Origin of the sequence: Nocardioides salarius (assembly GCF_016907435.1) — a bacterium.
Lineage (GTDB): Bacteria > Actinomycetota > Actinomycetes > Propionibacteriales > Nocardioidaceae > Nocardioides > Nocardioides salarius.
This window is the reverse complement of the sequence record NZ_JAFBBZ010000001.1, coordinates 1,178,245-1,204,690: the sequence shown is the minus strand read 5'-3', so window position 1 is coordinate 1,204,690 and position 26,446 is coordinate 1,178,245. Positions and strand designations below refer to the sequence as shown.

The following is a 26,446-nucleotide window of genomic DNA, read 5'->3' as shown; positions in this document are numbered from 1 at the left end:
CGACGCGGCGAGGGGCCCACGCCCGCCGTGGGGGTGAGGTTGGTCCTGGGCCCGCCTGGCTAGCGTCGAGGGGACACCCCACCACGAGGAGGACCTGTGAGCCAGGGCCAGCACGAGCGCGAGCAGGAGCGCAAGCGCGACAAGCAGAGCGACGCCGACGAGACCGGTGAGGCGTCCTCGGGCGGCCAGGTCTCGTCGGTGCAGAACATGGACTCCGCCGGCGAGGAGATCTCCGACGACCAGGCGGTTGCCGGGCAGCCCGACGGTGAGAGCGGCCGCGTCGACGAGGGCCCCACGGGCCCCAACGCCCGCAGCGGTTCCGACGAGAACTGACCCGAGCCGGCACGAGTTCCTCGCGAGCCGGCGCCAGTTCCTGCCCACGGGCGGGAACTGGCGCCGGCTCGGCGTGAAGTAGCGCCGGCTCGGCGCTACTCGGCGGAGCGGACCCGGATCCCCGAGATCGGCACGGTCACCGCGCCACCGGGGTCGGTGAAGAAGTCGTTGCCCTTGTCGTCGACGACGATGAAGGCGGGGAAGTCCTCGACCTCGATCTTCCAGACCGCCTCCATGCCGAGCTCGGGGTACTCCAGCACCTCGACCGACTTGATGCAGTCCTGGGCCAGGCGGGCGGCGGGGCCACCGATCGAGCCGAGGTAGAAGCCGCCGTGCTCGCCGCACGACTCGGTGACCTGCTTGGAGCGGTTGCCCTTGGCGAGCATCACCATCGAGCCGCCCTCGGCCTGGAACGACTTCACGTAGGAGTCCATCCGACCCGCGGTGGTCGGCCCGAACGACCCGGAGGCGTAGCCCTCGGGGGTCTTGGCCGGGCCGGCGTAGTACACCGCGTGGTCCTTGAGGTACTGCGGCATGCCCTCGCCGGCGTCGAGGCGCTCCTGGATCTTGGCGTGTGCGATGTCGCGGGCCACGACCAGCGGCCCGGTCAGGGAGAGGCGGGTCTTGACCGGGTGCTTCGTGAGCTCGGCGAGGATGTCGGCCATCGGCTGGTTGAGGTCGATGCGCACCACGTCGGCCTCGGCCTGCAGGGCCTCGTCGGTGGTCTCGGGCAGGTAGTGCGCGGGATCCGTCTCGAGCTGCTCGAGGAAGACGCCCTCGGGGGTGATCTTGCCGAGCGCCTGCCGGTCGGCCGAGCAGGAGACGGCGATCGCGACGGGGCACGACGCGCCGTGGCGCGGCAGCCGCACGACGCGCACGTCGTGGCAGAAGTACTTGCCCCCGAACTGGGCGCCGATGCCGAACGACTGGGTCAGCTCGAAGACCTGCTCCTCCAGCTCGAGGTCGCGGAAGCCGTGGGCGTCCATCGAGCCCTCGGTGGGCAGGTTGTCGAGGTAGTGCGCCGAGGCGTACTTGGCGGTCTTGAGCGCGAACTCCGCGCTGGTGCCGCCGATGACCACGGCCAGGTGGTACGGCGGGCAGGCGGCCGTGCCGAGCGAGCGGATCTTCTCGTCGAGGAAGCTCAGCATCCGCTTCGGGTTGAGGATCGCCTTGGTCTCCTGGAACAGGAACGACTTGTTGGCCGACCCGCCGCCCTTGGCCATGAAGAGGAACTTGTACTCGGGCTTCCCCGAGGTCTGGGGCGTGGAGTAGATCTCGATCTGCGCCGGCAGGTTGGTGCCGGTGTTCTTCTCGTCGTACGTCGTCAGCGGCGCGAGCTGCGAGTAGCGCAGGTTGAGCTTGGTGTAGGCCTCGTGGACGCCGCGGCTGATCGCCTCGCCGTCGTCGATGCCGGTCAGCACGCCCTCGGACTTCTTGCCCATCACGATCGCGGTGCCGGTGTCCTGGCACATCGGCAGCACGCCGCCGGCGGAGATGTTGACGTTCTTGAGCAGGTCGGTGGCCACGAACCGGTCGTTGCCCGACGCATCGGGGTCGTCGATGATCTTGCGCAGCTGTGCCAGGTGGGCGGGGCGCAGGTAGTGGGCGATGTCGTGCATCGCCTCGGCGGTCAGGCGCTGGATCGCCTCCGGGCTGACCTTGAGGAAGGTCTGGCCCTCGACGTCGACGGTCGAGACGCCCTCGGTGGTGACCAACCGGTAGGGAGTGTCGTCCTTGCCGGTGGGCAGGAGGTCGGAGTAACGGAACTCGGCTTCGCTCACGAGCGCCCAGGGTACGCCGCGTGCGTCGGCACTACTCTGCGGGCATGGGAGAGATGGAGGAGCGCGCCCCGGACCCGTTGTCGATGCGGGTCTCGCACGCCGACCGGGAGCAGGTGGCCGAGGTGCTGCGTGTGGCGGCGGGCGAGGGCCGGCTCGACCTCGACGAGCTGGAGGAGCGCCTCGACCTCACCTGGGCGGCCAAGACGTACGCCGACCTGGTGCCGATCACGCACGACCTGCAGCCCGCTGTCGAGCCGCGGCCGCAGGTGCCGTCGCCCCGCCCGGCCAGCGCGCCGCACCACGTGCCCGAGCACCTGTCGTCGCGCTCGATCATGGGCGAGTGCAAGCGCCAGGGCGTGTGGCGGGTCCCCGCGCAGCACACGGCGTTCGCGCTGATGGGCAGCGTCCTGATCGACCTGCGCGAGGCCGTGCTCGAGAGCCACGAGACGCGCATCCAGGCCAGTGCCGTGATGGGCGAGGTGAAGGTCGTCGTGCCCGCCCACGTGCACGTCGTCGTCGACGGCACGCCGGTGATGGGCGACTACGGCCAGGGCAAGGACAAGGTGCCGGCCGCGCTCGGCCCCGACTCGCCCGTCGTGCGGGTGCAGGGCGTCGCGGTGATGGGCTCGGTGCAGGTGCAGCGGCTGCCCCCGCCCGGCACGCCGAAGAAGTACCTCGGCACCTACTGAGGCCGCGGCGGCGGCAGACGATCTCCTGCGGGGAGGTGCTTGTGCGGCTGGGCCGGATGCATGGGCACGCTCCCCATGGAGGGGGCATGCCCTCATGTCGAGCCTCGGGTGGCCGGCTGACGCGGGCGCGACGTAGCCGGAAGGACCGAAGGGCCCTTGACCGTCATCCGCTCCGCGGTGCCACATGTGTCATTGGACCCTTCGGTCCTTCCGGCTACGAGAGGCCCCGAAGCGCCCGCCACGCCGAGATCCGCGCAGCTCAGGAGACTCCGCTCCGGGCCCGTAGTCGAACGGGCACAACGGCATGATCCCTCGGGATGAGGTCCGTCCAAGGCGGGATCCTGATGCCGGATGGCGGGTTGTGCCCGTTTGACTACGATCCACCGACCCCGGGCAGCCGACTGGCGCGACCGCTTCGGCGCCATCTACTTCGTCGACCCCACCGGCACCCGCCGCATCGACCACGCCGCGTGAGACCGCGGCAAGGGCCTTGACGTCCCCGCCCACCCCCGCGCTAGGTTCGTCTCGTCCACCACGGGAGCTCGCGGCAGCGGGCTGAGAGGGAGCTGAGCCGCTCCGACCGTCGAACCTGATCCGGGTAAAGCCGGCGAAGGAAGCGAGGAGCGATGGTGCTGCCACGTCTGTTCTGCCTGGTCGGCCCTGCCGACGACCTGTCCGTCCTGCCCGAGCTGGCCCGGCTGGGGGTGCGCGGCTTCCAGGTGCGCGCCAAGCACGAGCTCGTGCCCCTCGCCGACCGCGACATCCTCGCCCTCGCGCGCAGCGTGGTCGTGGCGGTGCGCCCGCACGGTGCCACCGTCGTGGTCGACGACCGCGTCGACGTGGCGCTGGCGGCCGGCGCTGACGGGGTGCACCTCGGAGCGCTCGACCTGCCGGTCGCCGATGCGCGCCGTCTGGCGCCCCGCCTGCTGGTCGGGGCGACGTGCCGCGACGCCGACGACGTACGCCGCGCCGCCGACGACGGTGCCGACTACGCCGGCCTCGGCCCGGTCTTCGACACCGTGAGCAAGCCCGGCCTGCCGCCGGCACTGGGCCTCGAGGCGGTCAGCGCCGCGACCGGAAGCCTGCCGCTGCTGGCCATCGGCGGCATCGACGCCGCCCGGGCCCGACAGGCGCGAGCCGCCGGCGCCCACGGGGTCGCCGTCATCGGCGCCCTGTGGCGACAACCCGACCCGCTGCACGCCGCCCGGGAGCTGCTCGACGCCGTCGCGTGAGCCGGGGGAGCACGGCCCGGGTCGAGGTGCTCGGGGCCGGGATCGTGGGCCTCGCGGTCGCCGACGAGCTGCTGCGGCGTGGCCACGACGTACGCGTCGTCGACCCCGCGCCTGCCCGAGGCGCCTCCTGGGCCGCCGCCGGGATGCTGAGCCCCGCCGCCGAGGTCTCGCACGACGAGCCGGCGCTGCTCGACCTCGGGCGCCGCAGCCAGGCACTGTGGCCGGGCTGGGCCGCGCGGCTGGGGTTGGCGACCTCGTCGACCGGCACGCTCCTGGTCGGCCGCGACGCCGCCGACCTGCAGGAGGTCGACCGCCAGGCGGCGCTCGTGCGCCGGCTCGGTGGCCGCGTCGAGGAGCTCGACTCCCGCGGCGTGCGTGACCTCGAGCCCGGTCTGGCCGGACGGGTGCTGGGCGGCGCCCTGCTGCCCGACGACCACAGCATCGACCCCCGCCAGGTGCTGGCCGCGCTGCTCGAGCGGGTGCCCGTGCAGCCCGAGCCCGGGCCGCCCGGCTGGGCCGAGGTCACGGTGCTCGCCACCGGCTCGACCCCGCCGGCGGCGTACGTCGACAGGGCCGGCCTGCCGCCCGGGCTGGTGCGCGGCGTGCGCGGCGAGGTGCTGCGCGCGCGCACCGACGACCCGCCCGGACGCACGGTGCGCGGCTGGGCGCGAGGCCGCGCCGTCTACGTGGTGCCCCGGGCGGGCGGCGAGGTCGTCGTGGGCGCCACCAGCGAGGAGCACGACGCCCCGCCGGTGGTCACCCTCGGCGGGCTGCACGCCCTGCTCGAGGCCGCCCGCGAGCTGCTGCCCGGCCTCGACCGCGCCGAGCTGGTCGAGGCGCTCGCCCGCGACCGGCCGGGCACCGTCGACGGGCTGCCCCTCGTCGGGCCCACCCCCGACCCCGCGCTGGTCATGGCCACCGGCCACTTCCGCCACGGCGTGCTGCTGGCGCCGCTGACCGCCGAGCTGGTCGCCGACCACCTCGACACCGGCCGGGTCGACCCGGCCATCGACCCCCGACGACTCCTGGAGAACCGATGAGACCCACCGAGCAGATCCTGCTCAACGGGCGGCCGGCGCCGCTCGTCGAGACGGTGCGCGACCTCGTGCCCGACCCCGACGGCCGCGCGGTCGCCGTCAACGGCGACGTGGTGCCGCGCGCCGAGCACGCCTCGCGCCGGCTGCGCGCCGGCGACGTCGTCGACGTGGTGACGGCGGTGCAGGGCGGATGAGCGACGTGACGGCAAGCGGGCTGCCCGCCCTGCGGGTGGCGGGGGAGGAGCTCCCCTCGCGCCTCTTCCTGGGCACCGGCGGGCTGCCGCACCTGTCCCTCCTGCCCGCCGTCCTCGAGGCCGCCGACCCGGCGCTGGTGACGGTCTCGGTGCGCCGCACCTCGAGCACCGGGGCCGGCGGGCTCCTCGACCTGCTGCGGACCGCGGGCGTGCGGCTGCTGCCCAACACCGCCGGCTGCACCTCGGCGCGCGAGGCGGTGCTGACCGCCCGCCTGGCCCGCGAGGCGCTCGACACGTCGTGGGTCAAGCTCGAGGTGATCGGTGACGAGACCAGCCTGATGCCCGACGTCGTCGAGCTCCTCGACGCGGCCGCGACGCTGGTGCGCGACGGCTTCACCGTGCTGCCCTACACGACCGCCGACCCGGTGCTCGCGCGTCGGCTCGAGGACGTCGGGTGCGCCGCGGTGATGCCGCTGGGCTCGCCGATCGGCTCCGGGCTGGGCGTCCTCGACCCGTACGCCGTCGAGGCCGTCGTCGCGGCGGTCGACGTGCCCGTCGTCCTCGACGCCGGGGTCGGCACCGCCAGCGACGCCGCCCTGGCGATCGAGCTGGGTTGCGCGGCGGTGCTCGCCGCGAGCGCGGTCACCCGGGCCGAGGACCCGGTGGCGATGGCCGGCGCGCTGGCCCACGCGGTCGAGGCGGGCGCGCTGGCGCGCGCCGCGGGGCGGATCCCGCGCCGGGCCGTGGCCCGCGCCTCGAGCCCGACCGCCGGGAGGATCGCGTGAACGCCCCGCCGTCGCCGTTGCCCCGGTTGCTGCTGCTCACCGACCGGGCCCAGCTCGCCAAGGGCCGCGGCCTCAGCGCCACGGTCGCCGAGTGCGCGGCCGCCGGCCTCGGGGCCGTGCTGGTGCGTGAGCACGACCTCGCACCCGGCGCCCATGCCGCGCTGGTCGAGACGCTGCTGGCGGTGCCGGGGCTCACGGTGCTCACCTCCCGCCGCCCCCACCCCGCGGCCCACGGGCTGCACCTGGCCGCCCACCAGCCCGCGCCGACGACCGGACGCTTCGGACGCTCCTGCCACGACGCGGGCGAGCTGGCCCGGGCCGGGGCCGAGGGGGCGGCCTGGGCCACCCTCTCGCCGTACGCCGCCAGCGCGAGCAAGCCCGGCCACGGACCGCCGGTCGACCCGGGGCTCGCGCGGCTGCCCGGCGCGCCGCCCGTCTGGGCGCTCGGCGGCATCGACGCCACGAACGCCGCCGACGCGCTGCGCCACGGCGCCGCGGGGGTGGCGGTGATGGGCGCGGTGATGCGCGCCCGTGAGCCGGCCGCGCAGGTCGTCGACCTGCTGGCGACCCTCGACCAGGAGGGCCAGCGATGACAGCCACCCACGCCACCCCGCCGGTGGTGCTCAGCGTCGCCGGCACCGACTCGGGCGGCGCCGCCGGCACCGCGGCCGACCTGACCACCTTCGCCGCCCTCGGCACCCACGGGGCCTGCGTCGTCACCGCGGTGACCGCCCAGGACACCACCGGGGTGCGCGACGTGCACCCCGTGCCCCTGACCAGCGTCGCGGCCCAGCTCGACGCGGTGCTCGAGGACCTGCCCGTGGCCGCCGCCAAGACCGGCATGCTCGGCAGCGCCGACGTGGTCCGCCTCGTCGCCGAGCGGCTCGGCGGCCATCGACTGGTCGTCGACCCGGTGCTGGTCGCCACCAGCGGGGCGGTGCTCGGCGGCGCCGACGTGGTCCGCGCCTACGTCGAGCACCTGCTGCCGGTGGCCACCGTGGCCACCCCCAACGCCGACGAGGCAGCCGCCCTGCTCGGGCGCGACGGGCCACCGCGCGACCTCGCGGCCGCGCTGGCCGACCTCGGCTGCGCCGTCGTGGTGACCGGCGGACCTGACGCCGACACCGCGGGGGAGACCTGCACCGACTGGCTCGCGCTGCCGGGCCGGGGCGTCCGCGCCCTGCGGCACCCCGCGCTGGCCACGACCAACGACCACGGCACCGGGTGCACGTTCAGCGCCGCCCTGGCCGCGGGCCTGGCCCACGCCCCCGACCACCCCGGCGACCTCGAGGCCGCGGTCGCCCGGGCCGGCGCCCACACCCTCGCCGCGCTGCACCGCGGCCGGCACTGGCAGCTGGGTCGCGGTCGCGGCCCGGTCGCCCACACGTTCCCCGACCACCGCGCCACCCCCGACCACAGCGCCACCCCCGACCCCACCCGAGGAGACCTCCAATGACCCAGCAGCCCGTCCACCCCGCCCACTCCCGCGTGCTCGTCGACCACGACGGCGTGCAGGTCCCGGTCACCCGGGTCGCCCTGACCAACGGCGAGAGCTTCGACCGCTACTGCACCACCGGCCCGGGCAGCGACCCCGCGGTCGGGCTCCCCGCCCTGCGCGAGCCGTGGGTCGAGGCGCGCGGCGACTCCGCGGCGTACGACGGCAGGAGCGCCGACCCGCTCGACGACGGGCGCGGCGCGGCCCGGCGCGGCGGCACCCGCCAGGCCTGGACCGGCCCCCGCCGCGCCCCCCGGCGCGCCACCGGCGCCGCGGTCACCCAGATGGCCTACGCCCGCCGCGGCGTGGTGACCGAGGAGATGCGCTACGCCGCCGCGCGGGAGGGCTGCGACGTCGAGCTGGTGCGCAGCGAGGTGGCCGCCGGCCGCGCGATCATCCCCGCCAACCTCAACCACCCCGAGGCCGAGCCGATGGTCATCGGCAGGCGGTTCCTGGTGAAGATCAACGCCAACATCGGCAACAGCGCCGTCACCTCGAGCATCGACGAGGAGGTCGAGAAGCTGACCTGGGCCACGACCTGGGGCGCCGACACCGTCATGGACCTGTCCACCGGCGACGACATCCACACCACGCGCGAGTGGATCCTGCGCAACTCGGCGGTGCCGATCGGCACGGTGCCGATCTACCAGGCGCTCGAGAAGGTCGACGGCGAGGCCGACCGGCTCACCTGGGAGGTCTACCGCGACACGGTCGTCGAGCAGGCCGAGCAGGGCGTCGACTACATGACGGTGCACGCCGGGGTGCTGCTGCGCCACGTGCCGCTGACCGTCGACCGGGTCACCGGCATCGTCTCGCGCGGCGGGTCGATCATGGCCGGCTGGTGCCTGGCCCACCACGAGGAGAACTTCCTCTACACCCACTTCGACGAGCTCTGCGAGATCTTCGCGGCCTACGACGTCGCGTTCAGCCTGGGCGACGGCCTGCGCCCGGGCAGCGTGGCCGACGCCAACGACGAGGCCCAGCTCGCCGAGCTGCGCACCCTGGGCGAGCTGACCCTGCGGGCCTGGGAGCACGACGTGCAGGTGATGGTGGAGGGGCCCGGGCACGTGCCGCTGCACCTGGTGGAGGAGAACGTGGCCCTGCAGCAGGACTGGTGCCACGGCGCGCCGTTCTACACGCTGGGCCCGCTGGCCACCGACGTCGCGCCCGGCTACGACCACATCACCAGCGCCATCGGGGCCGCGGCGATCGCGATGCACGGCACCGCGATGCTCTGCTACGTCACGCCCAAGGAGCACCTGGGCCTGCCCGACCGCGACGACGTCAAGACCGGGGTGATCACCTACAAGCTCGCCGCGCACGCCGCCGACGTGGCCAAGGGGCACCCGGGGGCCCGGGCCTGGGACGACGCGCTGTCGCGGGCCCGCTTCGAGTTCCGCTGGCACGACCAGTTCGCGCTCTCCCTCGACCCGCCCACCGCGCAGTCGATGCACGACGAGACGCTGCCGGCCGAGGCGGCCAAGACCGCGCACTTCTGCTCGATGTGCGGCCCGAAGTTCTGCTCGATGCGGATCAGCCAGGACGTGCGCGAGCGCTTCCGGGAGAAGTCGCGCGAGTTCGTCGAGCTCGGCGCGTCGGTGTACGTCGACCCGTCGGCCGCGGCGACACCCGTGCGGTAGTGCCCGGTCGGGCAGGCGCACCCCCTGGGCCTGCCCGACCGGCCCTGTGGGCCTGCCCGGGTGGGGGAGCTGTGGGCAACCGGGGCGGCGACGGCCTAGAGTGATCCGAGTCACTTCACGACGGATCGTCCGGCACGTACCTGCCGGTGAAGGAACGAGGAGAACGAAATCATGGCAACTGTGTCATTCCAGAAGGCGCAGCGCTGGTATCCCGGCGCTGACAGCCCCGCCGTCCCGGGCATCGACCTGGACATCAAGGACGGCGAGTTCATGGTCCTGGTCGGCCCGTCCGGCTGCGGCAAGTCCACGACCCTGCGGATGCTCGCCGGGCTCGAGGAGGTCAACGAGGGCCAGATCTACATCGGCGACCGCGACATCACGCACCTGCCGCCCAAGGACCGCGACATCGCGATGGTCTTCCAGAACTACGCGCTCTACCCGCACATGAGCGTCGCCGAGAACATGGGCTTCTCCCTCAAGATGGCCAAGGTGCCCACCGACGAGCGGACCAAGCGCGTCGAGGAGGCCGCGGCGATGCTCGGGCTCACCGAGTTCCTCGAGCGCAAGCCCAAGGCGCTCTCGGGCGGTCAGCGCCAGCGCGTGGCCATGGGCCGCGCGATCGTGCGCCAGCCGCAGGTCTTCTGCATGGACGAGCCGCTGTCGAACCTCGACGCCAAGATGCGTGTGCAGACCCGCACCGACATCGCCAAGCTGCAGTCCGACCTGGGCATCACCACCGTCTACGTCACCCACGACCAGGTCGAGGCGATGACGATGGGCGACCGCGTCGCGGTGATGAAGCTCGGCGAGCTGCAGCAGGTCGCGACCCCGCTGGAGCTCTACGACAAGCCCGCCAACCTGTTCGTGGCCGGGTTCATCGGCTCCCCGCAGATGAACCTGATGGAGGCCGTGGCCGAGAACGGCCGGGCCAACATCGGCGGCTACGAGGTGCCCGTCGACCCGGCGGCCGAGCGCAAGATGGAGGGCGCGATCACCGTCGGCGTACGCCCCGAGGCGTGGCGCGTGGTGGGCCCCGGCGAGGGCCTGCCGATCAAGGTGACGGTCGTCGAGGAGCTCGGCGCCGACAACTACATCTACGGCACCTCCGACGTGGAGGGCGTGCCCAGCACGATCATCGTGCGGGTCCACGGCCGTGACCACGCACGCAAGGGCGAGGTCATGCACGTGACCACCGACCCGCACAACGTGCACGTCTTCGACACGAAGTCGGGAGCGCGCCTCAGCGACTGAGCCGCACCCCCGCCTCACGCCGAGCCGGCGCCACTTCCTTGCGGAAGTGGCGCCGGCTCGTGCGTGGGCGTGGGGATCAGCCGGCGGTGACCAGGGCGTGGTCGGGGATCTCGCCGGCGTGCTCGCGGTCGACGGTGAGGTTCTCGCCGGTGGCGGGGTCGAAGAGGTGCATCTTGGTGGCGTCGACGAAGATCTCGGCCTTGTCGCCCTCCTTGATCCGGCTCGAGCCGTCGAGGGAGACGACCAGCTGGGTGCGCAGCCCCTCGCCCTCGAGGTCGGCCTCGAGCTCGCGCATCTTGGCCTCCACCTCCGGGGGTGCCTCGAAGGGGATGTAGGCGTAGGTCTCGTTGCCCAGCCACTCCACGAAGTCGATGTCGGCGGTGAAGGTGGAGTCGGAGCCGACCTTGTCGGCGATCTGGGCGTCCTCGAAGAACTCCGGGCGGATGCCGGCCATCAGCACGCCCTTGCCCTGGGCCCGCTCGGCCTTCTCCTCGGGGATCTTCACGGTCCCGAAGGGGAGCGTCACCGTGGTGCCCTCGACCTCGGCGGGCAGGAAGTTCATCGGCGGGGAGCCGATGAAGCCGGCGACGAAGAGGTTGCCGGGGTTCTCGTAGAGCTCGCGCGGCGTGGCCAGCTGCTGCAGGTAGCCGCGCTTGAGCACCGCCACCCGGTCGCCGAGGGTCATCGCCTCGGTCTGGTCGTGGGTGACGTAGACGGTGGTGATGCCCAGGCGCTTCTGCAGCCGGGCGATCTCGGTGCGCATCTGCCCGCGGAGCTTGGCGTCGAGGTTCGACAGCGGCTCGTCGAAGAGGAACGCGTCGGCCTCGCGGACGATCGCGCGCCCCATCGCGACCCGCTGGCGCTGGCCGCCGGAGAGGTTGCCGGGCTTGCGCTCGAGGTGCTCGTCGAGCTCGAGCGTCTTCGAGGCCTGGCGGACCTTGTCGTCGACCTCCTGGTCGGAGGCGCCGGCCAGCCGCAGCGGGAAGGCGATGTTCTCGTAGACCGACAGGTGCGGGTAGAGCGCGTAGTTCTGGAAGACCATCGCCAGGTTCCGCTCGCGCGGAGCCAGGTCGTTGACCTTGCGGTCCCCGATCAGCATGTCCCCGGAGGTGATGTCCTCGAGGCCCACGATCATCCGCAGCAGCGTCGACTTCCCGCAGCCCGAGGGGCCGACCAGGATGACGAACTCGCCGTCGGCGATGTCGATGGAGACGTCGTTGACGGCGGCGAAGCCGTCCCCGTACTTCTTGACGATGTTCTTGAGCGTGATGGCGGCCATCGGACCTGCCTTTCTGTGTCTGACTCAGCCCTTGACGGCGCCGGAGGTCAGACCGGCGACGATCTTGCGTTGGAAGACGAGCACGATGAGCACGATCGGGATCGTGGCCACCACGGCCGCGGCGGCCAGCAGGCCGGCGGGTCGCTGGAACGGGTCGGGACCCACGAAGAACGACAGCGCCGCGGGGATCGGGCGCGCGTTCTCGGTGGAGGTGAGGGTGATGCCGAAGACGAAGTCGTTCCAGGCGAAGAAGAAGGTCAGGATCGCGGCGGTGAAGACGCCGGGGGCGGCCAGCGGCACGATCACCTTGCGGAACGCCTGCCAGGAGGTCGCGCCGTCGACCTGGGCGGCCTGCTCCATCTCCCAGGGGATCTCGCGGAAGAACGCCGAGAGGGTCCAGATCGCCAGCGGCAGCGTGAACGACATGTAGGGCAGGATCAGTCCCGGCCAGGTGTCGTAGAGACCGATGGTGCGCCACAGGTCGAAGAGCGGGCTGACCAGCGAGACGACCGGGAACATCGCGATCGCCAGCGCCGTGGTCAGCACCAGCTTCTTGCCCTTGAACTCCAGGCGCGCGATGGCGTACGCCGCCAGGGTCGCGATGATGACCGAGAGCAGCGTCGCGATCAGGCTGATGCCGATGGAGTTGATGATGGCGCGACGGAACTGGTCGTCGGCCAGGACCGTCGAGTAGTTGTCCCAGCCGGTGAAGGAGTCCAGCGGCAGGAACCCGGGGTCGGTGCCGCCGGAGACGGCGGCCTGGCTCTTGAACGACAGCGAGACGATCCACACCACGGGCAGCAGGCACCACACCAGCACGGCTGCGACGCCGACCACCAGTCCGATCTTCCTCATCGCGATCACTCCCCTCGGGCCTGGGCGAGGTCGACCTTGAACATCTTGACGATGAGGAAGGCCACCAGCAGCACGGACAGGAACAGCAGGACCGCCAGCGCCGAGCCCATGCCGAGCTGGAACTGCTCGATGCTCTGGCGGTAGGTCAGGAACGAGATCGACTCGGTGCCCTGGGCGCCGGCGGTCATCACGAAGATGTTGTCGAAGATCCGGTAGGCGTCGAGGGCCCGGAAGAGCACCGCGACCATGATGGCGGCCTTCATGTTGGGCAGGACCACCTTCCACAGCCGTTGCCACCAGGTGGCGCCGTCGACCTTGGCGGCCTCGACCATGTCCTCGGAGACCTGCGCCAGGCCCGCGAGCAGCAGCAGCGACATGAACGGGGTGGTCTTCCAGATCTCCGAGACCATGATCGCGATCACCGCCGGCACCGGGTCGCCGAACCAGTTGAAGTTGTCCTCGATGAACGGCAGCCAGCCGTTGACGAAGCCGTTCTGGTAGGTGAAGGCGAACTGCCAGGCGAAGCCCGAGACGACGGTGATGATGCCGTAGGGGATCAGGATCGAGGTGCGGATCAGCCCGCGGGCGAAGACCACCCGGTGCATGACCAGGGCGAAGACGAAGCCGATCACCAGCTCGATCGCGACGGTCACGACCATGTAGAGCACGGTCACGCCGATGTCGCGCCAGAACAGGGTGTCGCTCAGCGCGGTGACGTAGTTGGAGATCCCGATGAACTCGCGGTCCTCGGGGGCGGTGAGCGAGTAGTTGTAGAGCGAGAGGTAGAGCGCGCGCAGGATCGGGAACGCGGTGACGACGAGCATCACCACGATCGCCGGGGCCACCAGCCGCTGGCCCAGCCGGTTCTCGTGGCGGGCCCGGTCGCTGACCCGGGGCGGGGCGGACTTGGGGCCCTTGCCGGCGTCGGTGGCCGGCGTGGCGACGGTCGCGGAGGTCACAGCAGGGCCTTCCCTTCCAGCACGGCCTGCAGGAACTCCTGCGACCTCTCGGGGGTGGTCTCGGGGTCGACGTCGCTGGGGGCGTGCCACCGCGCCTGGATCGCGCTGGAGATGGTGGCGTAGAAGGCGCTCTTGGGGCGGGGGCCGCCCTCGTCGACGCTGGTGCGGAACAGCTCGAGCAGGTCGGGCGGGTAGGCCTCGGCCAGCTCGGGGGCGTCGTACGCCGACTGGGTCGCGGGCATCAGCCCGTCGGTGACGGCCAGCTCGACCTGGTTCTCCACCGAGGTGATGCAGGCCGCGGCCTGCCTCGCGAAGTCAGGGTGCTGGCTGAAGGCGCCGACCCCGATGTCGATGCCGCCCACCGGGGGAGCGGACTCCTGGTCCTCGACGCTGCGCGGGTAGCGCGTCCAGCCCAGGTCGTCGAACTGCTCCTGGGTGTAGTCGTTGGCGTCGCCCGGCTCGAAGTTCTTGTAGACGAAGGTCCAGTTCGTCATGAACGAGCCCGGCCCGTCGCCGTACATGTAGGCCAGCGCGGTGCCCTCGTTGGAGACCGACAGGTCGCCCTGGGCGGCGGAGGAGTCGGCGAGGGTCTCGATGATCCGTGCGGCCTGGCGAGCCGCGTCGGTGTCGAGCATAACCTCGGCGTCGACGCCGGCCTCGGGGTTCTCGATGATGGTGCCGCCGGCGCCCTCGATCATCGCGTTGATCCACACGACGTAGGCCTCGTACTTGTTGCCCTGCACGCCCACCGTGGCGCCCTCGACGGAGTCGGCGGCGTCGATGACCTGCTCCCAGGTGACCGGCTGGCTCATGTCGAGCCCCGCCTCCCGGGCCAGCGACTTGCGGTACCAGAGCACCTGGGTGTTGGCCCACAGCGGCGCGGCGAAGATCTCGTCCTCCCAGCGCACGGTCTCGGCGATGCCCTCGAGGGTGTCGTCGGTGACCGTGTCGTCGGGCAGCTCGAGCAGCCAGCCGGCGTTGGCGAACTCGGGCACGAAGACCGGGTCGAGGTTCATCAGGTCGGTCTGGCCGTCCTCGGCCGCCAGCCGCCGCGCCAGCTGGACGCGCTGGTCGGTGGCGCTCGTGGGCAGCAGCCGGGTCTGGATGTCGTACTCGTCGGTGCTGCACTGCTCTGCGAAGGCCTCGAAGGTCGCCTGGCCGTCGGGGTTGAGGTACCAGGTCAGGGTCGGCTTGCCCTCCGAGCCGCAGGCGGCCAGCAGGCCGGTCGACAGGGCCAGGGCGGCGAGCGTCGCCAGGCCGCGCCGGCGGCGTACGCCGGGCGCTCGGCGTCGCGGCGACGACGTGGGTGGGCTCTCCTGCGGCATGCGACCTCCCGTGGGCGGGTGTGGGCCCACCGGTCTAGTCGCTGGGTAAAGCGCGGCGCCACACCCCCTTGGGGCCAGGGGGTGAGGGGGGAGAAGAGCGCTCAGGCGCGGTCGGCGGTGCGCCGGATCGCCGCGGCCAGGCTCTCGTGCAGCGCCGTGGGCAGGTCGTGGCCCATGCCGTCGACCAGCAGCAGCTCGCTGCCGCGCAGCGCCCGCGCGGTGGCGCGACCGCCGGAGGGGTGCACCATCTTGTCGGCCAGGCCGTGCACCACCAGGGCGGGCAGGTCGAGCGCGGCCAGGCGCGGCCCGCGGTCGGGCTGGGTCAGGATGGCCACCATCTGGCGCAGGGTGCCGCCGGCGCTGACGCCGTGGTCGTAGGTGTCGGCGGCCCGCTGCCGGTTCTCCTCGGGGCTCAGCGGGTAGCCGGGGGAGCCGATCAGGCGCCACAGGCGGGCGCTCTGCTTGATGTAGGCCTCCTTGCCCTGGGCGCCGCTGCCGATCAGCATCGGCAGCAGGGCGGGGTGCTGCCAGCCCACGGTGCGTCGCCCGGTCGTCGACATGATCGAGGTCAGCGAGCGGACCCGGTCGGGGTGCTCGACGGCCAGGGTCTGCACGATCATCCCGCCCATCGACACCCCGGCCACGTGCGCCGACTCCAGGCCCAGGTGGTCGAGCAGGCCGACGACGTCGCCGGCCATGTCGCCCAGCGTGTACGGCGCCCGCGTGGGCAGGCCGGCGAAGGCGCGCAGCAGGGTGGCCCGGGTGACCCGGCCCGTCATCCGGCTCGAGCGCCCGGCGTCGCGGTTGTCGAAGCGCACGACGTAGAAGCCGCGCCGGGCCAGGCGGGTGCACAGGTCGTCGTCCCACCAGGTCAGCGGGGCGCCGAGGCCCATCACCAGGACCAGCGGGTCGGCGTCGGGCTCGCCGAAGGTCTGGTAGCACAGCTCCACCTGCGGCCCCACGGGGGCGCGCAGCTGCTCGGACACGGTCACCGGGGTGCGGGCAGACATGTGTCAAGTACACCGCACCGGGCAGACCGACCGGACCTCCGGTCACAATTGGGTGTCACACCTCACAGGGTGGCCTACGTCACGCTACCGTTGAACGATGAACGAGTCGCCGCTCGCCTCCTTCCTCCTCCCGGAGGGCTACCGCCGCCCGCCGGTGGTCGCCGTGCTCAACGAGGCCCGCGTGGCGGGCGAGGCCCGGCGCTGGGCCACGGCCGCCGTCGGCGGCCTGCGCGAGCGCCGCCGCACGCCGTACGTCGCGGGCCCGCAGCAGCGCGACCTCGACCCGGTGCTGCTGGTGCCGGGCTTCCTGGCCGGCGACCTGACGCTGCGGCTGATGGCCGGTGCCCTGCGGGGGCAGGGGATGCGCACCTACCGCTCGCACTTCCTGGCCAACGTCGGGTGCACGGTCGACGCCGCGGAGCTGATCGAGCAGCGGCTCGAGGTGATCGCGGCCAAGCGCGGCTCGCGGGTGCAGCTGGTCGGGCACAGCCTGGGCGGCATGCTGGCCCGCGGGATCGCGGTGCGCCGCCCCGACCTGGTCTCGGGCATCGTGACCATGGGCAGCCCGATGATGGCGCCGGCCGCCCACCACCGCGCGCTGACCGCGAGCCTGGGCGGGGTGATCGCGCTGAGCAGGCTGGGCGTGCCGCGCACCATGACCAGCGACTGCGTCGGCGGGCCCTGCGCGCGCCAGAGCTTCGAGGAGAGCCGCGCCCCGCTGCCCGAGGGCGTGGAGTTCACCGCGATCTACTCGCGCCGTGACGGCATCGTCGACTGGCGGGCCTGCATCGACCCCGAGGCCACCGCCCAGGTCGAGGTGCGCACCTCCCACGTCGGCATGGCCGTCGACCCCAGCGTCGTCGGCGCCGTCAGCGAGGCGCTGGTGCGCCACCGCGCCGCGCGCGAGGAGGCGCAGAGCTGGGTGGCGACCGCCTGACCCCCGGGTCTCAGCGGTCGAAGTCGACCGCGGAGTAGGCGCGCAGCTTGTGCAGCTGGTGCTCGGAGTGGATCTGGCGGATCGTGCCCGAGCGCGAGCGCATCACCAGCGAGTGCGTGGTGACCCCGCCGGCGCTGTAGCGCACGCCGCGCAGCAGCTCGCCGTCGGTGATGCCGGTGGCCACGAAGAAGCAGTCGTCGCCGGTGACCAGGTCGTCGGTGGTCAGCACCTGGCCCAGGTCGAGGCCCGCGTCGATGGCCTTGCGGGTCTCGTCGGCGCCCTGGGGCCAGAGCTTGCCCTGGATGGTGCCGCCCATGCACTTCATGGCGCAGGCGGTGATGATGCCCTCGGGGGTGCCGCCGATGCCCAGCAGCAGGTCGATGCCGGTCTCGGGGCGCGCGGCCATGATCGCGCCGGCCACGTCGCCGTCGCTGATGAACTTGATCATCGCGCCGGTGGCGCGGATCTGGGCCACGAGGTTCTCGTGGCGGGGCCGGTCGAGGAGCACGACGGTGACGTCCTCGGCGCGCTTGCCCTTGGCCTTGGCGACCGCGGCGATGTTGTCGGCCACGGGGGCCTCGATGTCGACGACGTCGGCGGCCTCGGGCCCGGTGACCAGCTTCTCCATGTAGAAGACCGCGGACGGGTCGTACATCGAGCCGCGCGGCGAGACCGCGAGCACCGAGACGGCGTTGGTCATGCCCTTGGCGGTCAGGGTGGTGCCGTCGATCGGGTCGACCGCGACGTCGCACTCGGGGCCGGTGCCGTCGCCGACCTGCTCGCCGTTGTAGAGCATCGGGGCGTTGTCCTTCTCGCCCTCGCCGATCACCACGGTGCCGTTCATCCCGATGGTCGAGATCAGCACCCGCATGGCGTTGACGGCCACGCCGTCGGCGCCGTTCTTGTCGCCGCGGCCCACCCAGCGCCCGGCTGCCATCGCGGCCGCCTCGGTCACCCGCACCAGCTCGAGCGCGAGGTTGCGGTCGGGGGTCGAGGAGGGGCTGTCGAGCGGTGAGATCGAGGTCATGGGCGCATGCTATCGGTCTGCACGGCCGTCGCCTTGACGCTCAACCACACCTCGGCGCCGGGCTCGAGCCCCAGCTCCACGGCGGAGGCCGGGGTGACGTCGGCGATCAGCTCGGGGCCCTCCTCGGTGCTGACCAGCAGGCGCACGGCGTCGCCGTGCGGGGCGACCGCCGCCACCCGGCCCGCCCAGCGGTGCCGGGCCGAGGTGGCCGGCGCGTCGTGCCCGCTGCGCGCGCGGGGGGAGACGGCGACGGCGCTCGGGGCGAAGGAGCGCAGCTCGTCGCCCTCGCGGACCACGTTGAGCCCGACCAGCCGGGCCACGTGCTCGCTGCGGGGGCGGGCCGCGACCTCGCGGGGCGTGCCGGTCTGCACGACCCGGCCCTCGTCGAGGACCAGCACCTCGTCGGCCAGGGTGAGCGCGTCGAGGGCGTCGTGGGTGACCAGCAGCGCGATGCCGGCGTACGCCGCGAGGTGGCGGGCCAGCTCGATGCGCAGCCCGGTGGCGACCCCGACGTCGAGACCGGCGAAGGGCTCGTCGAGCAGCAGCAGGTCGGGCTCGCCGGCCAGGGCGCGGGCGATCGCGACCCGTTGGGCCTGGCCCCCGGAGAGCTGGGCGGGGCGCCGGTCGGCCAGCTCGCCGACGCCGAGCCGCTCGAGCCAGCCCAGGGCACGCCGGTCGGCCTCGCGGCGCGGCACGCCGCGGGCCCGCAGCCCGAAGGCGACGTCGTCGCGGGCGCGCAGGTGGGGGAGCAGCGAGCGGTCCTGGAAGACCACGCCGAGGCGGCGCTCGCGCACCGGGAGGTCGCTCCAGTCTCGGCCGGCGACCTCGACGCGGCCGGTGGCGCGCACGGTGCCGGCCAGGGCTCCCAGCAGGGTCGACTTGCCGGCGCCGTTGGGACCGATGACGGCCACGACCCGGCCCGGCCCGGCGTGCAGGCTCGCGTGCAGCCGGCCCTCGACGGTGACGTCGGCGTGCAGGCCCGTGTGCGGGCCGGTCTGCTGGCCGGTCACAGGGGCCTCAGCCAGCGGTGCCGCAGGCCGGCGAGCACGCCGACCGAGACCACCAGCAGGATCATGCTCAGGGTGCGCGCGGCGGCGGGGTCGGCCTGCAGGGTCGTGTAGATCAGCGACGGCATCGTCTGGGTGGTGCCCGGGAAGTTGCCGGCGAAGGTGATCGTCGCGCCGAACTCGCCCAGGCTGCGCGCCCACGCCAGCACCGCGCCCGCGACCAGCCCGGGCAGCGCCAGCGGCAGGGTGACCCGCCGGAAGGTGGTCCAGCGGGTGGCGCCGAGGGTGGCGGCGACGACGTCGTAGCGCTCGCCGGCGGTGCGCAGCGCGCCCTCGACGCTGAGCACGTAGAACGGCATCGAGACGAAGACGTGGGCCACCACGACCGCGGTGGTGGTGAACGGCACGGTCAGGCCGGTGGTCTCGCGCAGCAGCGAGCCGACCAGGCCGTTGCGGCCCAGGGCGGTGACCAGCGCGACGCCGGCCACCACCGGCGGCAGCACCAGCGGCACCGCCACCGCGGCGCGCAGCAGGCCCCGGCCCCGGAACTCCACCCGCGCCAGCAGCCAGGCCAGCGGGGTGCCCAGCACCACGCAGACCAGCACCGTGAGCAGCGAGGTGAGCGCGGAGAGGCCGAGCGCCCGGCGTACGGGCTCGGAGCGCAGCTCGGACCAGAACGATCCCCAGGGCGTGTCGAGCACCAGCGTCACCAGCGGCAGCACCAGCAGCACCGCGGCCAGCACCGCGGGGGCGATCAGCACCAGGGGCGGGCGGCCGAGGTGGTGGGCGGTCTCGCCGGCGCGCGGCGCCGGGGCGGTGAGCGTCACGGGGGGCCGAACCCGGCATCGGTGAGCACGCGCTGCCCGGTCTCGCCGAGCACCAGGTCGGCGAAGTCCTGGGCGAGGCCCGGCTGGCTGCTCTGCGCGAGCAGTCCCAGCGCGTACGACGTCACCTGCTGCTCGGCGCCCGGCAGGTCGAGGGTCTCCACCGCGCCGCCGGCCGCGACCGCGTCGGTGGCGTAGACGACGCCGGCGTCGACCTCGTCGGCGACCACGCGGGCCAGCACCGCCTTGACGTCGACCTCGAGGCTGGCCGGCTCGGCCTCGACGTCCTGCTCGTCGGCGAGGGCGGCCCAGGAGGCGCCGCAGGGGGCGGTCTCGACGCAGGTGACGAAGGTGGCGCCGGCGAGGTCGTCGAGCGACTCGATGCCGGCCGGGTTGCCGGCCGGCACGACCAGCACCAGCGTGTTGGTCGCGAAGACCTCGGGGGCCGCGGCGAGCGCGTCGGCGGCCGACTCGATGGTGCGGGTGTCGGCGGTGGCCAGCAGGTCGGCGGGCGCCCCCTCCAGGGCCTGCTGGGCCAGGGTCGCGGACGAGTCGAAGGCCAGCGTGACCTCGACGCCGGGCTGCTCGGCCTCGAGCTCGCGGGCCAGCTCGGTGAAGGTCTCGGTGAGCGAGGCGGCGGCCAGCACGGTCAGGCGCTGCTCGGGCCCCGGTTCGCTCGTGTCGGCTGTGTCGTCCCGGTCGCTGCCGCCGGGGCTGCAGGCCGTGGCCGCGAGGGCGGCCAGCAGGGCGGTCGCGGCGGCGGCGCGGGCCCTCACGGGAGCTCCACGACGACGTTGGTGGACTTCACCGACGCCACGACCCGGGAGCCGGGGGCCAGGGCGAGGTCGTCGGCGGCCTCGGCCGACATCAGCGAGACCATCCGGTAGGGCCCGCAGACCATGTCGACCTGGGCCATCACGGTGTCCTTGCGGACCCGGGTGACGATGCCGACCAGCCGGTTGCGGGCGCTGACCGCCGAGGCGCGTGCGGCGTCGGGGGCGTCGGCCAGCGACTCGGCCAGGGCCGCGAGGTCGGGGCCGGCGATGGTGGTGCGGCCCTCGCCGTGCTCGGCGCGCACCCGGCCGGCCTCGACCCAGCGGCGCACGGTGTCGTCGCTGACCCCGAGCAGGTCGGCTGCTTCCGCGATCCGGTAGGTGCTCACGCTGCGAGTATGCCGCACCTGCGGGTGTATCGGGTTCGTCTGCCCGCATCTGCGTGCGCTGCCTGGGTCGGCGGTGCCCCGGAGCGGCGCGGGCTGGGGTGGCACGGGACAATCGGGCCATGAGCGAGACGGGCCGTCCGGGCCGCTACACCCGATCGACCAGTGGGTTGATCGGCGCGATGCTGATCCTCTTCGTGGCGGTCATCGGCTTCGTGGTCTTCCGCGGTCTCTTCCGCACCGAGACCGAGTACACCCCGCCCGACACCGACTACGTCGAGGTGGTCCGGGCCGTGCAGGGCGAGGGCGGCGAGCTCGTCTACCCCGAGCAGCTGCCCGAGGGCTGGGTCGTCAACAACCTCGACTACGAGCCCGGCCTCCCGCCCACCTTCTCGCTGGCGCTGCTCACCGACGACGAGGACTTCGCCGGCGTCATCGACACCGGTGCCGAGGTCGACGAGCTCGTCACGTCCTTCGTCGACCAGGCGGCGGTCGAGGGCGACCCGCTGGTCCTCGAGGCGGCGGAGGTGACCACCGAGTGGCGCACCTTCACCGACGACGGCGGCGACACGGCGTACGTCGCCGAGATCGACCTCGCCCCGGTCGCCGGCGACGACGCGACCGCCGCCGACGGGGTCGGCGAGGACGTGACCCGCACGGTGATGGTCTACGGCTCCGCCGACCCCGAGGTGCTCCAGGACCTCCTGGCCTCCCTCACCACCGCCCCCCTGCGCTGACCCGTCCCAAATCCCGCGCTGACCCGTCCTGAATGTCGCGCTGACCCGGCCCGGACCTGCGGCGGGGAGTGTGCGCGGGTCAGTCGTCGGCGTCGAGGACCTCGTCGAGGCGGGCGCGGGCGCCGTCGAGCCAGCGCTGGCAGGCGCCGGCGAGCTGCTCGCCGCGCTCCCAGAGCGCCAGCGACTCCTCGAGCGTGGTGCCGCCGGCCTCGAGGCGTCGTACGACGTCGACGAGCTCCTCGCGCGCCGCTTCGTACGACGGTGCCTCGGGGTCGGTCGTGCCGGCGGGGTCGGTGGTGGGCTCAGCCATCGGGCTCGTCCTCTGCGGTGGGGGAGGTGGAGGCGGGGTGCTCGAGCAGCGGCTCGAGCCGGGTGGTGGTGGCGTGCACGCGGCCGTCGGCGACCCGCACGCTGACCTCGGCGCCGGGGGCGACGCCGTCGACCGAGGTGACGACGTGGCCGTCGGGGCCCTGGAGCACGGCGTAGCCGCGGCGCAGCGTCGCCAGCGGCGACAGGGCCCGGGCCCGGGCGCGCTGGTGGTCGATCTCGTCGGCGGCCCGGTCGAGGCGGTGGGAGAGCGAGCGGCGGGCGCGCTCGCGCAGGGCCACCAGCTCCTCGGCGCGGCCGTCGACCAGCGAGCGGGGGTCGGCGAGGGCGGGGCGCGAGCGCAGCGCGTCGAGGCCGGCCTGCTCGCGGGCCACCTGCGCGGCGACCAGCGAGCGCAGCCGGTCGCGGGCCCCGGCGACGCCCTGGAGCTCCTCGGCGACGTCGGGCACGACCAGCTTGGCGGCGTCGGTGGGGGTGGAGGCGCGCACGTCGGCGACCAGGTCGAGCAGCGGGGCGTCCTGCTCGTGGCCGATGGCGGAGACCACCGGGGTGCTCATCCGGTGCACGGTGCGCACCAGCGCCTCGTCGGAGAACGGCAGCAGGTCCTCGACCGAGCCGCCGCCGCGGGCGACCACGACGACGTCGACGTCGCCGTGGCGGTCGAGGCGCTCGAGGGCGGCCATCACCTCGCCGGCGCAGCGGGTGCCCTGCATGGTGGCGTGCACCACCTCGAACTCGACGGCCGGCCAGCGCCGGCGCGCGTTCTCGAGCACGTCGCGCTCGGCGGCGCTGTTGGGGGCGGTGACCAGCCCGACCCGGCCGGGCAGGAACGGCAGCCGCCGCTTGCGGGCCGGGTCGAAGAGCCCCTCGGCGGCCAGCAGCTGGCGGCGCCGCTCGAGCTGGGCGAGCAGCTCGCCGAGCCCGACCATGCGGATCTCGCGCACCTGCAGCGACATGCTGCCGCGGTTGGCGTAGTACGACGGCTTGGCGTGCACCACGACGCTGGCGCCCTCGACCAGCGGCGGGTTGAGGGAGTCGACGAGGGTGCGCGGCGCGGTCAGCGGCACCGACACGTCGGCGACGGTGTCGCGCAGGGTCATGAAGACCGTGGCCATGCCCGGGCGGCGGTTGACCTGGGCCAGCTGACCCTCCACCCAGACCGCGCCGAGCCGGTCGACCCAGCCCGCGATCGCCGTGGCGATCTGGCGCACCGGGGCGGGTGCGGCGGCGGAGGTCTCGAGGGCCATGGCCGCGAGGTTAGGCCATCACGCCGACACGCCTACGATGGAGCACATGAGCACCGACGCAGCGACCAGCACGGGCGTGAGCATGGGCATGCCTCCCGTCCTGAGCCCCGACGAGGCCGAGAAGGCCGTGCTGCTGGCGGCCCCACGCGGCTACTGCGCCGGCGTCGACCGTGCGGTCGTCACCGTCGAGCAGGCCCTGGACCTCTACGGCGCCCCCGTCTACGTGCGCAAGCAGATCGTGCACAACAAGCACGTGGTGGCCGACCTGGAGGCGCGCGGCGCGATCTTCGTGGAGGAGATCGCCGAGGTGCCGGCGGGCGCCACCGTCGTCTTCTCCGCCCACGGCGTGAGCCCCGAGGTGCACCGCCAGGCCGCCGAGCGCGAGCTGAAGACGATCGACGCGACCTGCCCGCTGGTCACCAAGGTCCACCACGAGGCCAAGCGCTTCGCCTCCGACGACTACGACATCCTGCTGATCGGCCACGAGGGGCACGAGGAGGTCGAGGGCACCGCCGGCGAGGCCCCCGAGCACATCCAGCTCGTGCAGAGCCCCGCCGACGTGGCGGGCATCGAGGTGCGCGACCCCAGCCGGGTCGCCTGGCTCTCGCAGACCACGCTGTCGGTCGACGAGACCCTGGAGACGGTCGCCGCCATCCGCGAGCGCTTCCCCGAGCTGCTCGACCCGCCGAGCGACGACATCTGCTACGCCACCCAGAACCGCCAGCTGGCGGTCAAGGAGATCGCCCAGGGCTGCGACCTGCTGATCGTGGTCGGCTCGGGCAACTCCTCCAACTCCGTGCGCCTGGTCGAGGTGGCGCTCGAGGCCGGCGCCAAGGCGTCGTACCGCGTCGACGACGCCAGCGAGATCGACGAGGTCTGGCTCGAGGGCGTGCGCACCGTCAGCGTCACCTCGGGCGCGAGCGTGCCCGAGGCGCTGGTCGAGGGCGTGCTGGACTACCTGGCCGAGCGCGGCTACCCCGACGCCAAGGCGGTGCACAGCGCCGAGGAGTCGCTGATCTTCTCGCTGCCCAAGGAGCTGCGCCGCGACATGAAGGCCGCCCAGGCCGCGGCCCGCGGCTGAGGCGGGCGCAGCAGATGGCCAGGTACGTCGACCTGCACCCCGTCGACCCGCAGCCGCGACTCGTCTCGCAGGTCGTCGAGGCGCTGCGCGACGACGCGCTGATCGCCTACCCGACCGACTCGGGCTACGCGCTCGGCTGCCGGATCGGCAACCGCGACGGCCGCGACCGCATCCTCAAGATCCGCGGTCTCGACGACAAGCACCACTTCACGCTGGTCTGCCGCGACTTCTCGCAGCTCGGCCAGCTGGTGCACGTCGACAACTCGGCGTTCCGCGCGATCCGCTCGGCGACGCCGGGGCCCTACACCTTCATCCTGCCCGGCACCCCGGAGGTGCCGCGGCGGCTGCTGCACCCCAAGAAGAAGACCGTGGGGGTGCGGATCCCCGACCACGTGGTGGTCACGGCGCTGCTCGAGGAGCTCGGCGAGCCGCTGCTGTCGAGCTCGCTGATCCTGCCCGGCGAGAGCGAGGTCCGCACGATGGGCTGGGACATCAAGGAGGAGCTCGAGCACCAGGTCGACATCGTGATCGAGGCCGGCGAGACGACCTCGGAGCCTACGACGGTCGTGGACTGGTCGGGCCCGGAGCCCGAGGTGCTGCGCCACGGCTCGGGCGACGCGTCGCGCTTCGAGTAGGCCAGGCGATGGCCGCGCCGCGCCCGTGGGCGCGGGCGAACCGGTCGCGCACCACCAGCACCGCCAGCGCCAGCGCGTAGCCCAGCACCAGCGCCAGTGCGTGGTCGGCCAACCCGGAGAAGACCGCCTGCACCGCGCCGTCCTGCTCGCGGGCGATCGCCCCGGGGGTGACCGCGCCGAGCAGCACCAGGGCGGCCAGCATCAGCGGCGGCGGCAGCACGCCGACGGTGAAGAAGTCGCGCGGTCGCACCAGCAGCGCGCAGCCGACGCAGACCAGCACGAACGCCACGCCGAAGACCCAGCCGAGGCCGGGGGAGACCAGCAGGTCGAGGGCCACCGCGGTCAGGGTGAGCGCGAGCCCGAGCGCCACCACCTGACGACCGGGCGTGGTGCCCTCCTCCCACAGCGTGGGCGCGCGACCAGGGCTGCTCATCGCTGTCGCACCTCCGCTCGGGTGTGGGCGGCCCGGGGGCCTACAGCGCCACGCTAGGGCGCTCGTCGGGATCGTCGTGCGCGCCGCGCCGGTCGACCGCGCGCAGCTCGACGGTGCGCGGGGAGCCGAGCTCCTCGTCGGTGACCGCCAGGTCGGTGAAGCGGCGCGCCGAGACCAGCACCCGCGACTCCAGCGAGGCGACCGCTCTGTTGTAGTGCCCGACCGCGGCGTTGAGGGAGCGCCCGACGGCATCGACGTGGCTGCCGAGGGTGCCCAGGCGTCCGTGCAGGTCGCGGCCCAGCCGGTGGATCTCGCGGGTCTGCTCGGCCAGCGCCTCGTGCTGCCAGCCCTGGGCCACGGTGCGCAGCAGCGCGATCAGGGTGGTCGGCGAGGCCAGCACCACCTGGCGGGTCGCGGCGTGCTCGATCAGGCCCGGGTCGGCCTCGAGAGCGGCGGCCAGGAACGACTCGGCCGGCACGAAGAGCACCACGAACTCGGGGGTCTGCTCCAGCGAGCGCCAGTAGGACTTGGCGCCGAGCTGCTCGACGTGGGTGCGCACCTGCCGGGCGTGGCGGGCCAGGTGGGCGCGCTGGGTCTCCTCGTCGTCGGCGGCGGTGGCGTCGAGGTAGGCGTCGAGCGGCACCTTGGAGTCGACGACCACCTGGCGCTCGCCGACCAGCTGCACGACCAGGTCGGGGCGCAGCGCGCCGTCGTCGAGGCGCACCTGCTCGCGGAAGTCGCAGCGGTCGACCAGGCCGGCCAGCTCGACGGCGCGGCGCAGGTGCAGCTCGCCCCACTGCCCGCGCACCTGCGGCTTGCGCAGCGCGGTGCTCAGGGCCCGGGTCTCCCGGCCGAGCAGGTCGGTGGTGTGGCGCATGTCGGCGACCTGCTGGTGCAGCTGGCCCTGCCACGAGACGCGGCTGTGCTCGAGGTCGCGCAGCTGGTCCTGCAGCCGCTCCAGCCCCTCGCGCACCACCGCCTGGTCGGCGGCGCGCTGGTCGAGCGCGGCGCCCACGCGGTCGTCGTACGGCTTCGCGGCCGCGGCCTCGGCGTGCCGCAGCCGCGCCCAGAGCAGCCCGAGCACGGCGCCGACGGCCAGGCCGAGCAGGAGGGTGGTGGTCAGGGAGGCGACCGTCGAGACGTCCATGGGCCCAGCATGGACCCGGG

29 protein-coding genes and 1 riboswitch are annotated in these 26,446 nt (G+C 73.5%); of the genes, 14 read left to right on the top strand and 15 right to left on the bottom strand.

Annotated elements, in window-relative coordinates:
* The first annotated feature begins 96 nt into the window (after window positions 1-96).
* Window positions 97-333 (top strand): hypothetical protein, encoded by a 237-nt coding sequence (locus JOE61_RS05885; RefSeq protein WP_193669003.1) that lies wholly within the window; start codon window positions 97-99, stop codon window positions 331-333.
* A gap of 95 nt (window positions 334-428) precedes the next feature.
* Here JOE61_RS05885 and JOE61_RS05880 read toward each other — a convergent pair whose 3' ends face one another.
* The gene (locus tag JOE61_RS05880; protein WP_193669004.1) at window positions 429-2,114 is read right to left on the bottom strand and encodes a fumarate hydratase; all 1,686 of its coding nucleotides are present in this window, start codon (window positions 2,112-2,114) and stop codon (window positions 429-431) included.
* A 44-nt stretch (window positions 2,115-2,158) separates the two neighbouring features.
* Between JOE61_RS05880 and JOE61_RS05875 the strand changes: the two genes are divergently transcribed.
* The 9 genes from JOE61_RS05875 (at window position 2,159) to JOE61_RS05835 (ending at window position 10,437) form a co-directional block, all read left to right on the top strand.
* The gene (locus JOE61_RS05875) at window positions 2,159-2,803 is read left to right on the top strand and encodes a DUF1707 SHOCT-like domain-containing protein (RefSeq protein WP_193669005.1); all 645 of its coding nucleotides are present in this window, start codon (window positions 2,159-2,161) and stop codon (window positions 2,801-2,803) included.
* 524 nt (window positions 2,804-3,327) lie between these two features.
* Window positions 3,328-3,437: riboswitch (TPP riboswitch) on the top strand.
* Window positions 3,433-4,035 carry a thiamine phosphate synthase gene (locus tag JOE61_RS05870; RefSeq protein WP_193669006.1) on the top strand — a complete coding sequence of 201 codons (603 nt, stop codon included), beginning with the start codon at window positions 3,433-3,435 and terminating at the stop codon, window positions 4,033-4,035. It overlaps the preceding riboswitch by 5 nt.
* On the top strand, window positions 4,032-5,075 hold the full coding sequence (thiO, locus tag JOE61_RS05865) for a glycine oxidase ThiO (RefSeq protein WP_204797158.1): 1,044 nt from the start codon (window positions 4,032-4,034) through the stop codon (window positions 5,073-5,075). Before JOE61_RS05870 ends, thiO begins: the two co-directional genes overlap by 4 nt.
* On the top strand, window positions 5,072-5,266 hold the full coding sequence (gene thiS / locus JOE61_RS05860; RefSeq protein WP_193669007.1) for a sulfur carrier protein ThiS: 195 nt from the start codon (window positions 5,072-5,074) through the stop codon (window positions 5,264-5,266). The genes thiO and thiS overlap by 4 nt, the downstream gene beginning before the upstream one ends.
* The gene (locus JOE61_RS05855; protein ID WP_193669008.1) at window positions 5,263-6,051 is read left to right on the top strand and encodes a thiazole synthase; all 789 of its coding nucleotides are present in this window, start codon (window positions 5,263-5,265) and stop codon (window positions 6,049-6,051) included. Before thiS ends, JOE61_RS05855 begins: the two co-directional genes overlap by 4 nt.
* A complete protein-coding gene (locus tag JOE61_RS05850; protein WP_193669009.1) occupies window positions 6,048-6,644 on the top strand; it encodes a thiamine phosphate synthase in 597 nt (198 codons plus the stop codon). Before JOE61_RS05855 ends, JOE61_RS05850 begins: the two co-directional genes overlap by 4 nt.
* Complete coding sequence (gene thiD / locus JOE61_RS05845; RefSeq protein WP_193669010.1) at window positions 6,641-7,507, top strand: bifunctional hydroxymethylpyrimidine kinase/phosphomethylpyrimidine kinase; 867 nt, start codon at window positions 6,641-6,643, stop codon at window positions 7,505-7,507. Before JOE61_RS05850 ends, thiD begins: the two co-directional genes overlap by 4 nt.
* Window positions 7,504-9,186, top strand: coding sequence for a phosphomethylpyrimidine synthase ThiC (gene thiC, locus JOE61_RS05840; RefSeq protein ID WP_193669011.1), 1,683 nt, complete (start codon window positions 7,504-7,506; stop codon window positions 9,184-9,186). The genes thiD and thiC overlap by 4 nt, the downstream gene beginning before the upstream one ends.
* Before the next feature lie 171 nt (window positions 9,187-9,357).
* Window positions 9,358-10,437 carry an ABC transporter ATP-binding protein gene (locus JOE61_RS05835; RefSeq protein ID WP_193669012.1) on the top strand — a complete coding sequence of 360 codons (1,080 nt, stop codon included), beginning with the start codon at window positions 9,358-9,360 and terminating at the stop codon, window positions 10,435-10,437.
* A 76-nt stretch (window positions 10,438-10,513) separates the two neighbouring features.
* On the opposite strand, the gene JOE61_RS05830 is transcribed toward JOE61_RS05835, so the two are convergent.
* The 5 genes from JOE61_RS05830 to JOE61_RS05810 form a co-directional block, all read right to left on the bottom strand.
* Window positions 10,514-11,716 carry an ABC transporter ATP-binding protein gene (locus tag JOE61_RS05830; RefSeq protein ID WP_193669013.1) on the bottom strand — a complete coding sequence of 401 codons (1,203 nt, stop codon included), beginning with the start codon at window positions 11,714-11,716 and terminating at the stop codon, window positions 10,514-10,516.
* A gap of 24 nt (window positions 11,717-11,740) precedes the next feature.
* Window positions 11,741-12,571, bottom strand: coding sequence for a carbohydrate ABC transporter permease (locus tag JOE61_RS05825; protein ID WP_193669014.1), 831 nt, complete (start codon window positions 12,569-12,571; stop codon window positions 11,741-11,743).
* Between the two features lie 5 nt (window positions 12,572-12,576).
* Window positions 12,577-13,530 carry a carbohydrate ABC transporter permease gene (locus JOE61_RS05820; protein ID WP_307822833.1) on the bottom strand — a complete coding sequence of 318 codons (954 nt, stop codon included), beginning with the start codon at window positions 13,528-13,530 and terminating at the stop codon, window positions 12,577-12,579.
* Window positions 13,527-14,855, bottom strand: coding sequence for an extracellular solute-binding protein (locus JOE61_RS05815; RefSeq protein WP_193669015.1), 1,329 nt, complete (start codon window positions 14,853-14,855; stop codon window positions 13,527-13,529). Before JOE61_RS05815 ends, JOE61_RS05820 begins: the two co-directional genes overlap by 4 nt.
* Before the next feature lie 101 nt (window positions 14,856-14,956).
* Complete coding sequence (locus tag JOE61_RS05810; protein WP_193669016.1) at window positions 14,957-15,865, bottom strand: alpha/beta fold hydrolase; 909 nt, start codon at window positions 15,863-15,865, stop codon at window positions 14,957-14,959.
* Between the two features lie 97 nt (window positions 15,866-15,962).
* Here JOE61_RS05810 and JOE61_RS05805 point away from each other — a divergent pair, with 97 nt between their 5' ends.
* Window positions 15,963-16,802, top strand: a complete 840-nt coding sequence (locus JOE61_RS05805) for an esterase/lipase family protein (RefSeq protein WP_193669017.1) — start codon at window positions 15,963-15,965, stop codon at window positions 16,800-16,802.
* 10 nt (window positions 16,803-16,812) lie between these two features.
* Here JOE61_RS05805 and glpX read toward each other — a convergent pair whose 3' ends face one another.
* The 5 genes from glpX to JOE61_RS05780 are packed head-to-tail and all read right to left on the bottom strand — an operon-like array spanning window position 16,813 to window position 20,822.
* Window positions 16,813-17,829 (bottom strand): class II fructose-bisphosphatase, encoded by a 1,017-nt coding sequence (gene glpX, locus JOE61_RS05800; RefSeq protein ID WP_193669018.1) that lies wholly within the window; start codon window positions 17,827-17,829, stop codon window positions 16,813-16,815.
* A complete protein-coding gene (locus JOE61_RS05795) occupies window positions 17,826-18,839 on the bottom strand; it encodes an ABC transporter ATP-binding protein (protein ID WP_193669019.1) in 1,014 nt (337 codons plus the stop codon). The genes glpX and JOE61_RS05795 overlap by 4 nt, the downstream gene beginning before the upstream one ends.
* Window positions 18,836-19,663, bottom strand: a complete 828-nt coding sequence (locus JOE61_RS05790; RefSeq protein WP_193669020.1) for an ABC transporter permease — start codon at window positions 19,661-19,663, stop codon at window positions 18,836-18,838. Before JOE61_RS05790 ends, JOE61_RS05795 begins: the two co-directional genes overlap by 4 nt.
* Window positions 19,660-20,436, bottom strand: a complete 777-nt coding sequence (modA, locus tag JOE61_RS05785; RefSeq protein ID WP_193669021.1) for a molybdate ABC transporter substrate-binding protein — start codon at window positions 20,434-20,436, stop codon at window positions 19,660-19,662. Before modA ends, JOE61_RS05790 begins: the two co-directional genes overlap by 4 nt.
* A complete protein-coding gene (locus tag JOE61_RS05780; RefSeq protein WP_193669022.1) occupies window positions 20,433-20,822 on the bottom strand; it encodes a TOBE domain-containing protein in 390 nt (129 codons plus the stop codon). The genes modA and JOE61_RS05780 overlap by 4 nt, the downstream gene beginning before the upstream one ends.
* 119 nt (window positions 20,823-20,941) lie before the next feature.
* On the opposite strand from JOE61_RS05780, the gene JOE61_RS05775 reads away from it, so the two are divergent.
* Window positions 20,942-21,556, top strand: coding sequence for a DUF4245 family protein (locus JOE61_RS05775; protein WP_193669023.1), 615 nt, complete (start codon window positions 20,942-20,944; stop codon window positions 21,554-21,556).
* Window positions 21,557-21,635: 79 nt separating this feature from the next.
* Here JOE61_RS05775 and JOE61_RS05770 read toward each other — a convergent pair whose 3' ends face one another.
* Window positions 21,636-21,866: an exodeoxyribonuclease VII small subunit gene (locus JOE61_RS05770; protein ID WP_193669024.1), complete on the bottom strand. Its 231-nt coding sequence runs from the start codon at window positions 21,864-21,866 to the stop codon at window positions 21,636-21,638.
* A complete protein-coding gene (gene xseA, locus JOE61_RS05765) occupies window positions 21,859-23,130 on the bottom strand; it encodes an exodeoxyribonuclease VII large subunit (protein ID WP_193669025.1) in 1,272 nt (423 codons plus the stop codon). Before xseA ends, JOE61_RS05770 begins: the two co-directional genes overlap by 8 nt.
* Window positions 23,131-23,212: 82 nt before the next feature.
* Between xseA and JOE61_RS05760 the strand changes: the two genes are divergently transcribed.
* Both JOE61_RS05760 and JOE61_RS05755 read left to right on the top strand, forming a co-directional pair.
* Entirely contained in the window at window positions 23,213-24,211 is a 999-nt protein-coding gene (locus JOE61_RS05760) for a 4-hydroxy-3-methylbut-2-enyl diphosphate reductase (protein WP_193669165.1), read from the top strand.
* Window positions 24,212-24,225: 14 nt separating this feature from the next.
* Window positions 24,226-24,846: an L-threonylcarbamoyladenylate synthase gene (locus JOE61_RS05755; protein WP_193669026.1), complete on the top strand. Its 621-nt coding sequence runs from the start codon at window positions 24,226-24,228 to the stop codon at window positions 24,844-24,846.
* Here JOE61_RS05755 and JOE61_RS05750 read toward each other — a convergent pair.
* Both JOE61_RS05750 and JOE61_RS05745 read right to left on the bottom strand, forming a co-directional pair.
* A complete protein-coding gene (locus tag JOE61_RS05750) occupies window positions 24,767-25,279 on the bottom strand; it encodes a DUF6542 domain-containing protein (RefSeq protein ID WP_193669027.1) in 513 nt (170 codons plus the stop codon). The two genes, JOE61_RS05755 and JOE61_RS05750, sit on opposite strands and share 80 nt — an antisense overlap.
* 40 nt (window positions 25,280-25,319) lie before the next feature.
* On the bottom strand, window positions 25,320-26,426 hold the full coding sequence (locus JOE61_RS05745) for a DNA recombination protein RmuC (protein WP_193669028.1): 1,107 nt from the start codon (window positions 26,424-26,426) through the stop codon (window positions 25,320-25,322).
* Window positions 26,427-26,446 lie beyond the last annotated feature (20 nt).

Excerpts from the sequence above, each read along its gene's own strand:
- JOE61_RS05875 (WP_193669005.1), top strand. The coding sequence starts at position 2,159 with ATGGGAGAGATGGAGGAGCGCGCCCCGGACCCGTTGTCGATGCGGGTC.
- thiS (WP_193669007.1), top strand. The coding sequence starts at position 5,072 with ATGAGACCCACCGAGCAGATCCTGCTCAACGGGCGGCCGGCGCCGCTC.
- JOE61_RS05855 (WP_193669008.1), top strand. The coding sequence starts at position 5,263 with ATGAGCGACGTGACGGCAAGCGGGCTGCCCGCCCTGCGGGTGGCGGGG.
- thiD (WP_193669010.1), top strand. The coding sequence starts at position 6,641 with ATGACAGCCACCCACGCCACCCCGCCGGTGGTGCTCAGCGTCGCCGGC.
- thiC (WP_193669011.1), top strand. The coding sequence starts at position 7,504 with ATGACCCAGCAGCCCGTCCACCCCGCCCACTCCCGCGTGCTCGTCGAC.
- JOE61_RS05835 (WP_193669012.1), top strand. The coding sequence starts at position 9,358 with ATGGCAACTGTGTCATTCCAGAAGGCGCAGCGCTGGTATCCCGGCGCT.
- JOE61_RS05830 (WP_193669013.1), bottom strand. The coding sequence starts at position 11,716 with ATGGCCGCCATCACGCTCAAGAACATCGTCAAGAAGTACGGGGACGGC.
- JOE61_RS05825 (WP_193669014.1), bottom strand. The coding sequence starts at position 12,571 with ATGAGGAAGATCGGACTGGTGGTCGGCGTCGCAGCCGTGCTGGTGTGG.
- JOE61_RS05815 (WP_193669015.1), bottom strand. The coding sequence starts at position 14,855 with ATGCCGCAGGAGAGCCCACCCACGTCGTCGCCGCGACGCCGAGCGCCC.
- JOE61_RS05810 (WP_193669016.1), bottom strand. The coding sequence starts at position 15,865 with ATGTCTGCCCGCACCCCGGTGACCGTGTCCGAGCAGCTGCGCGCCCCC.
- JOE61_RS05805 (WP_193669017.1), top strand. The coding sequence starts at position 15,963 with ATGAACGAGTCGCCGCTCGCCTCCTTCCTCCTCCCGGAGGGCTACCGC.
- glpX (WP_193669018.1), bottom strand. The coding sequence starts at position 17,829 with ATGACCTCGATCTCACCGCTCGACAGCCCCTCCTCGACCCCCGACCGC.
- JOE61_RS05775 (WP_193669023.1), top strand. The coding sequence starts at position 20,942 with ATGAGCGAGACGGGCCGTCCGGGCCGCTACACCCGATCGACCAGTGGG.
- JOE61_RS05770 (WP_193669024.1), bottom strand. The coding sequence starts at position 21,866 with ATGGCTGAGCCCACCACCGACCCCGCCGGCACGACCGACCCCGAGGCA.
- xseA (WP_193669025.1), bottom strand. The coding sequence starts at position 23,130 with ATGGCCCTCGAGACCTCCGCCGCCGCACCCGCCCCGGTGCGCCAGATC.
- JOE61_RS05760 (WP_193669165.1), top strand. The coding sequence starts at position 23,213 with ATGGGCATGCCTCCCGTCCTGAGCCCCGACGAGGCCGAGAAGGCCGTG.
- JOE61_RS05755 (WP_193669026.1), top strand. The coding sequence starts at position 24,226 with ATGGCCAGGTACGTCGACCTGCACCCCGTCGACCCGCAGCCGCGACTC.
- JOE61_RS05750 (WP_193669027.1), bottom strand. The coding sequence starts at position 25,279 with ATGAGCAGCCCTGGTCGCGCGCCCACGCTGTGGGAGGAGGGCACCACG.
- JOE61_RS05745 (WP_193669028.1), bottom strand. The coding sequence starts at position 26,426 with ATGGACGTCTCGACGGTCGCCTCCCTGACCACCACCCTCCTGCTCGGC.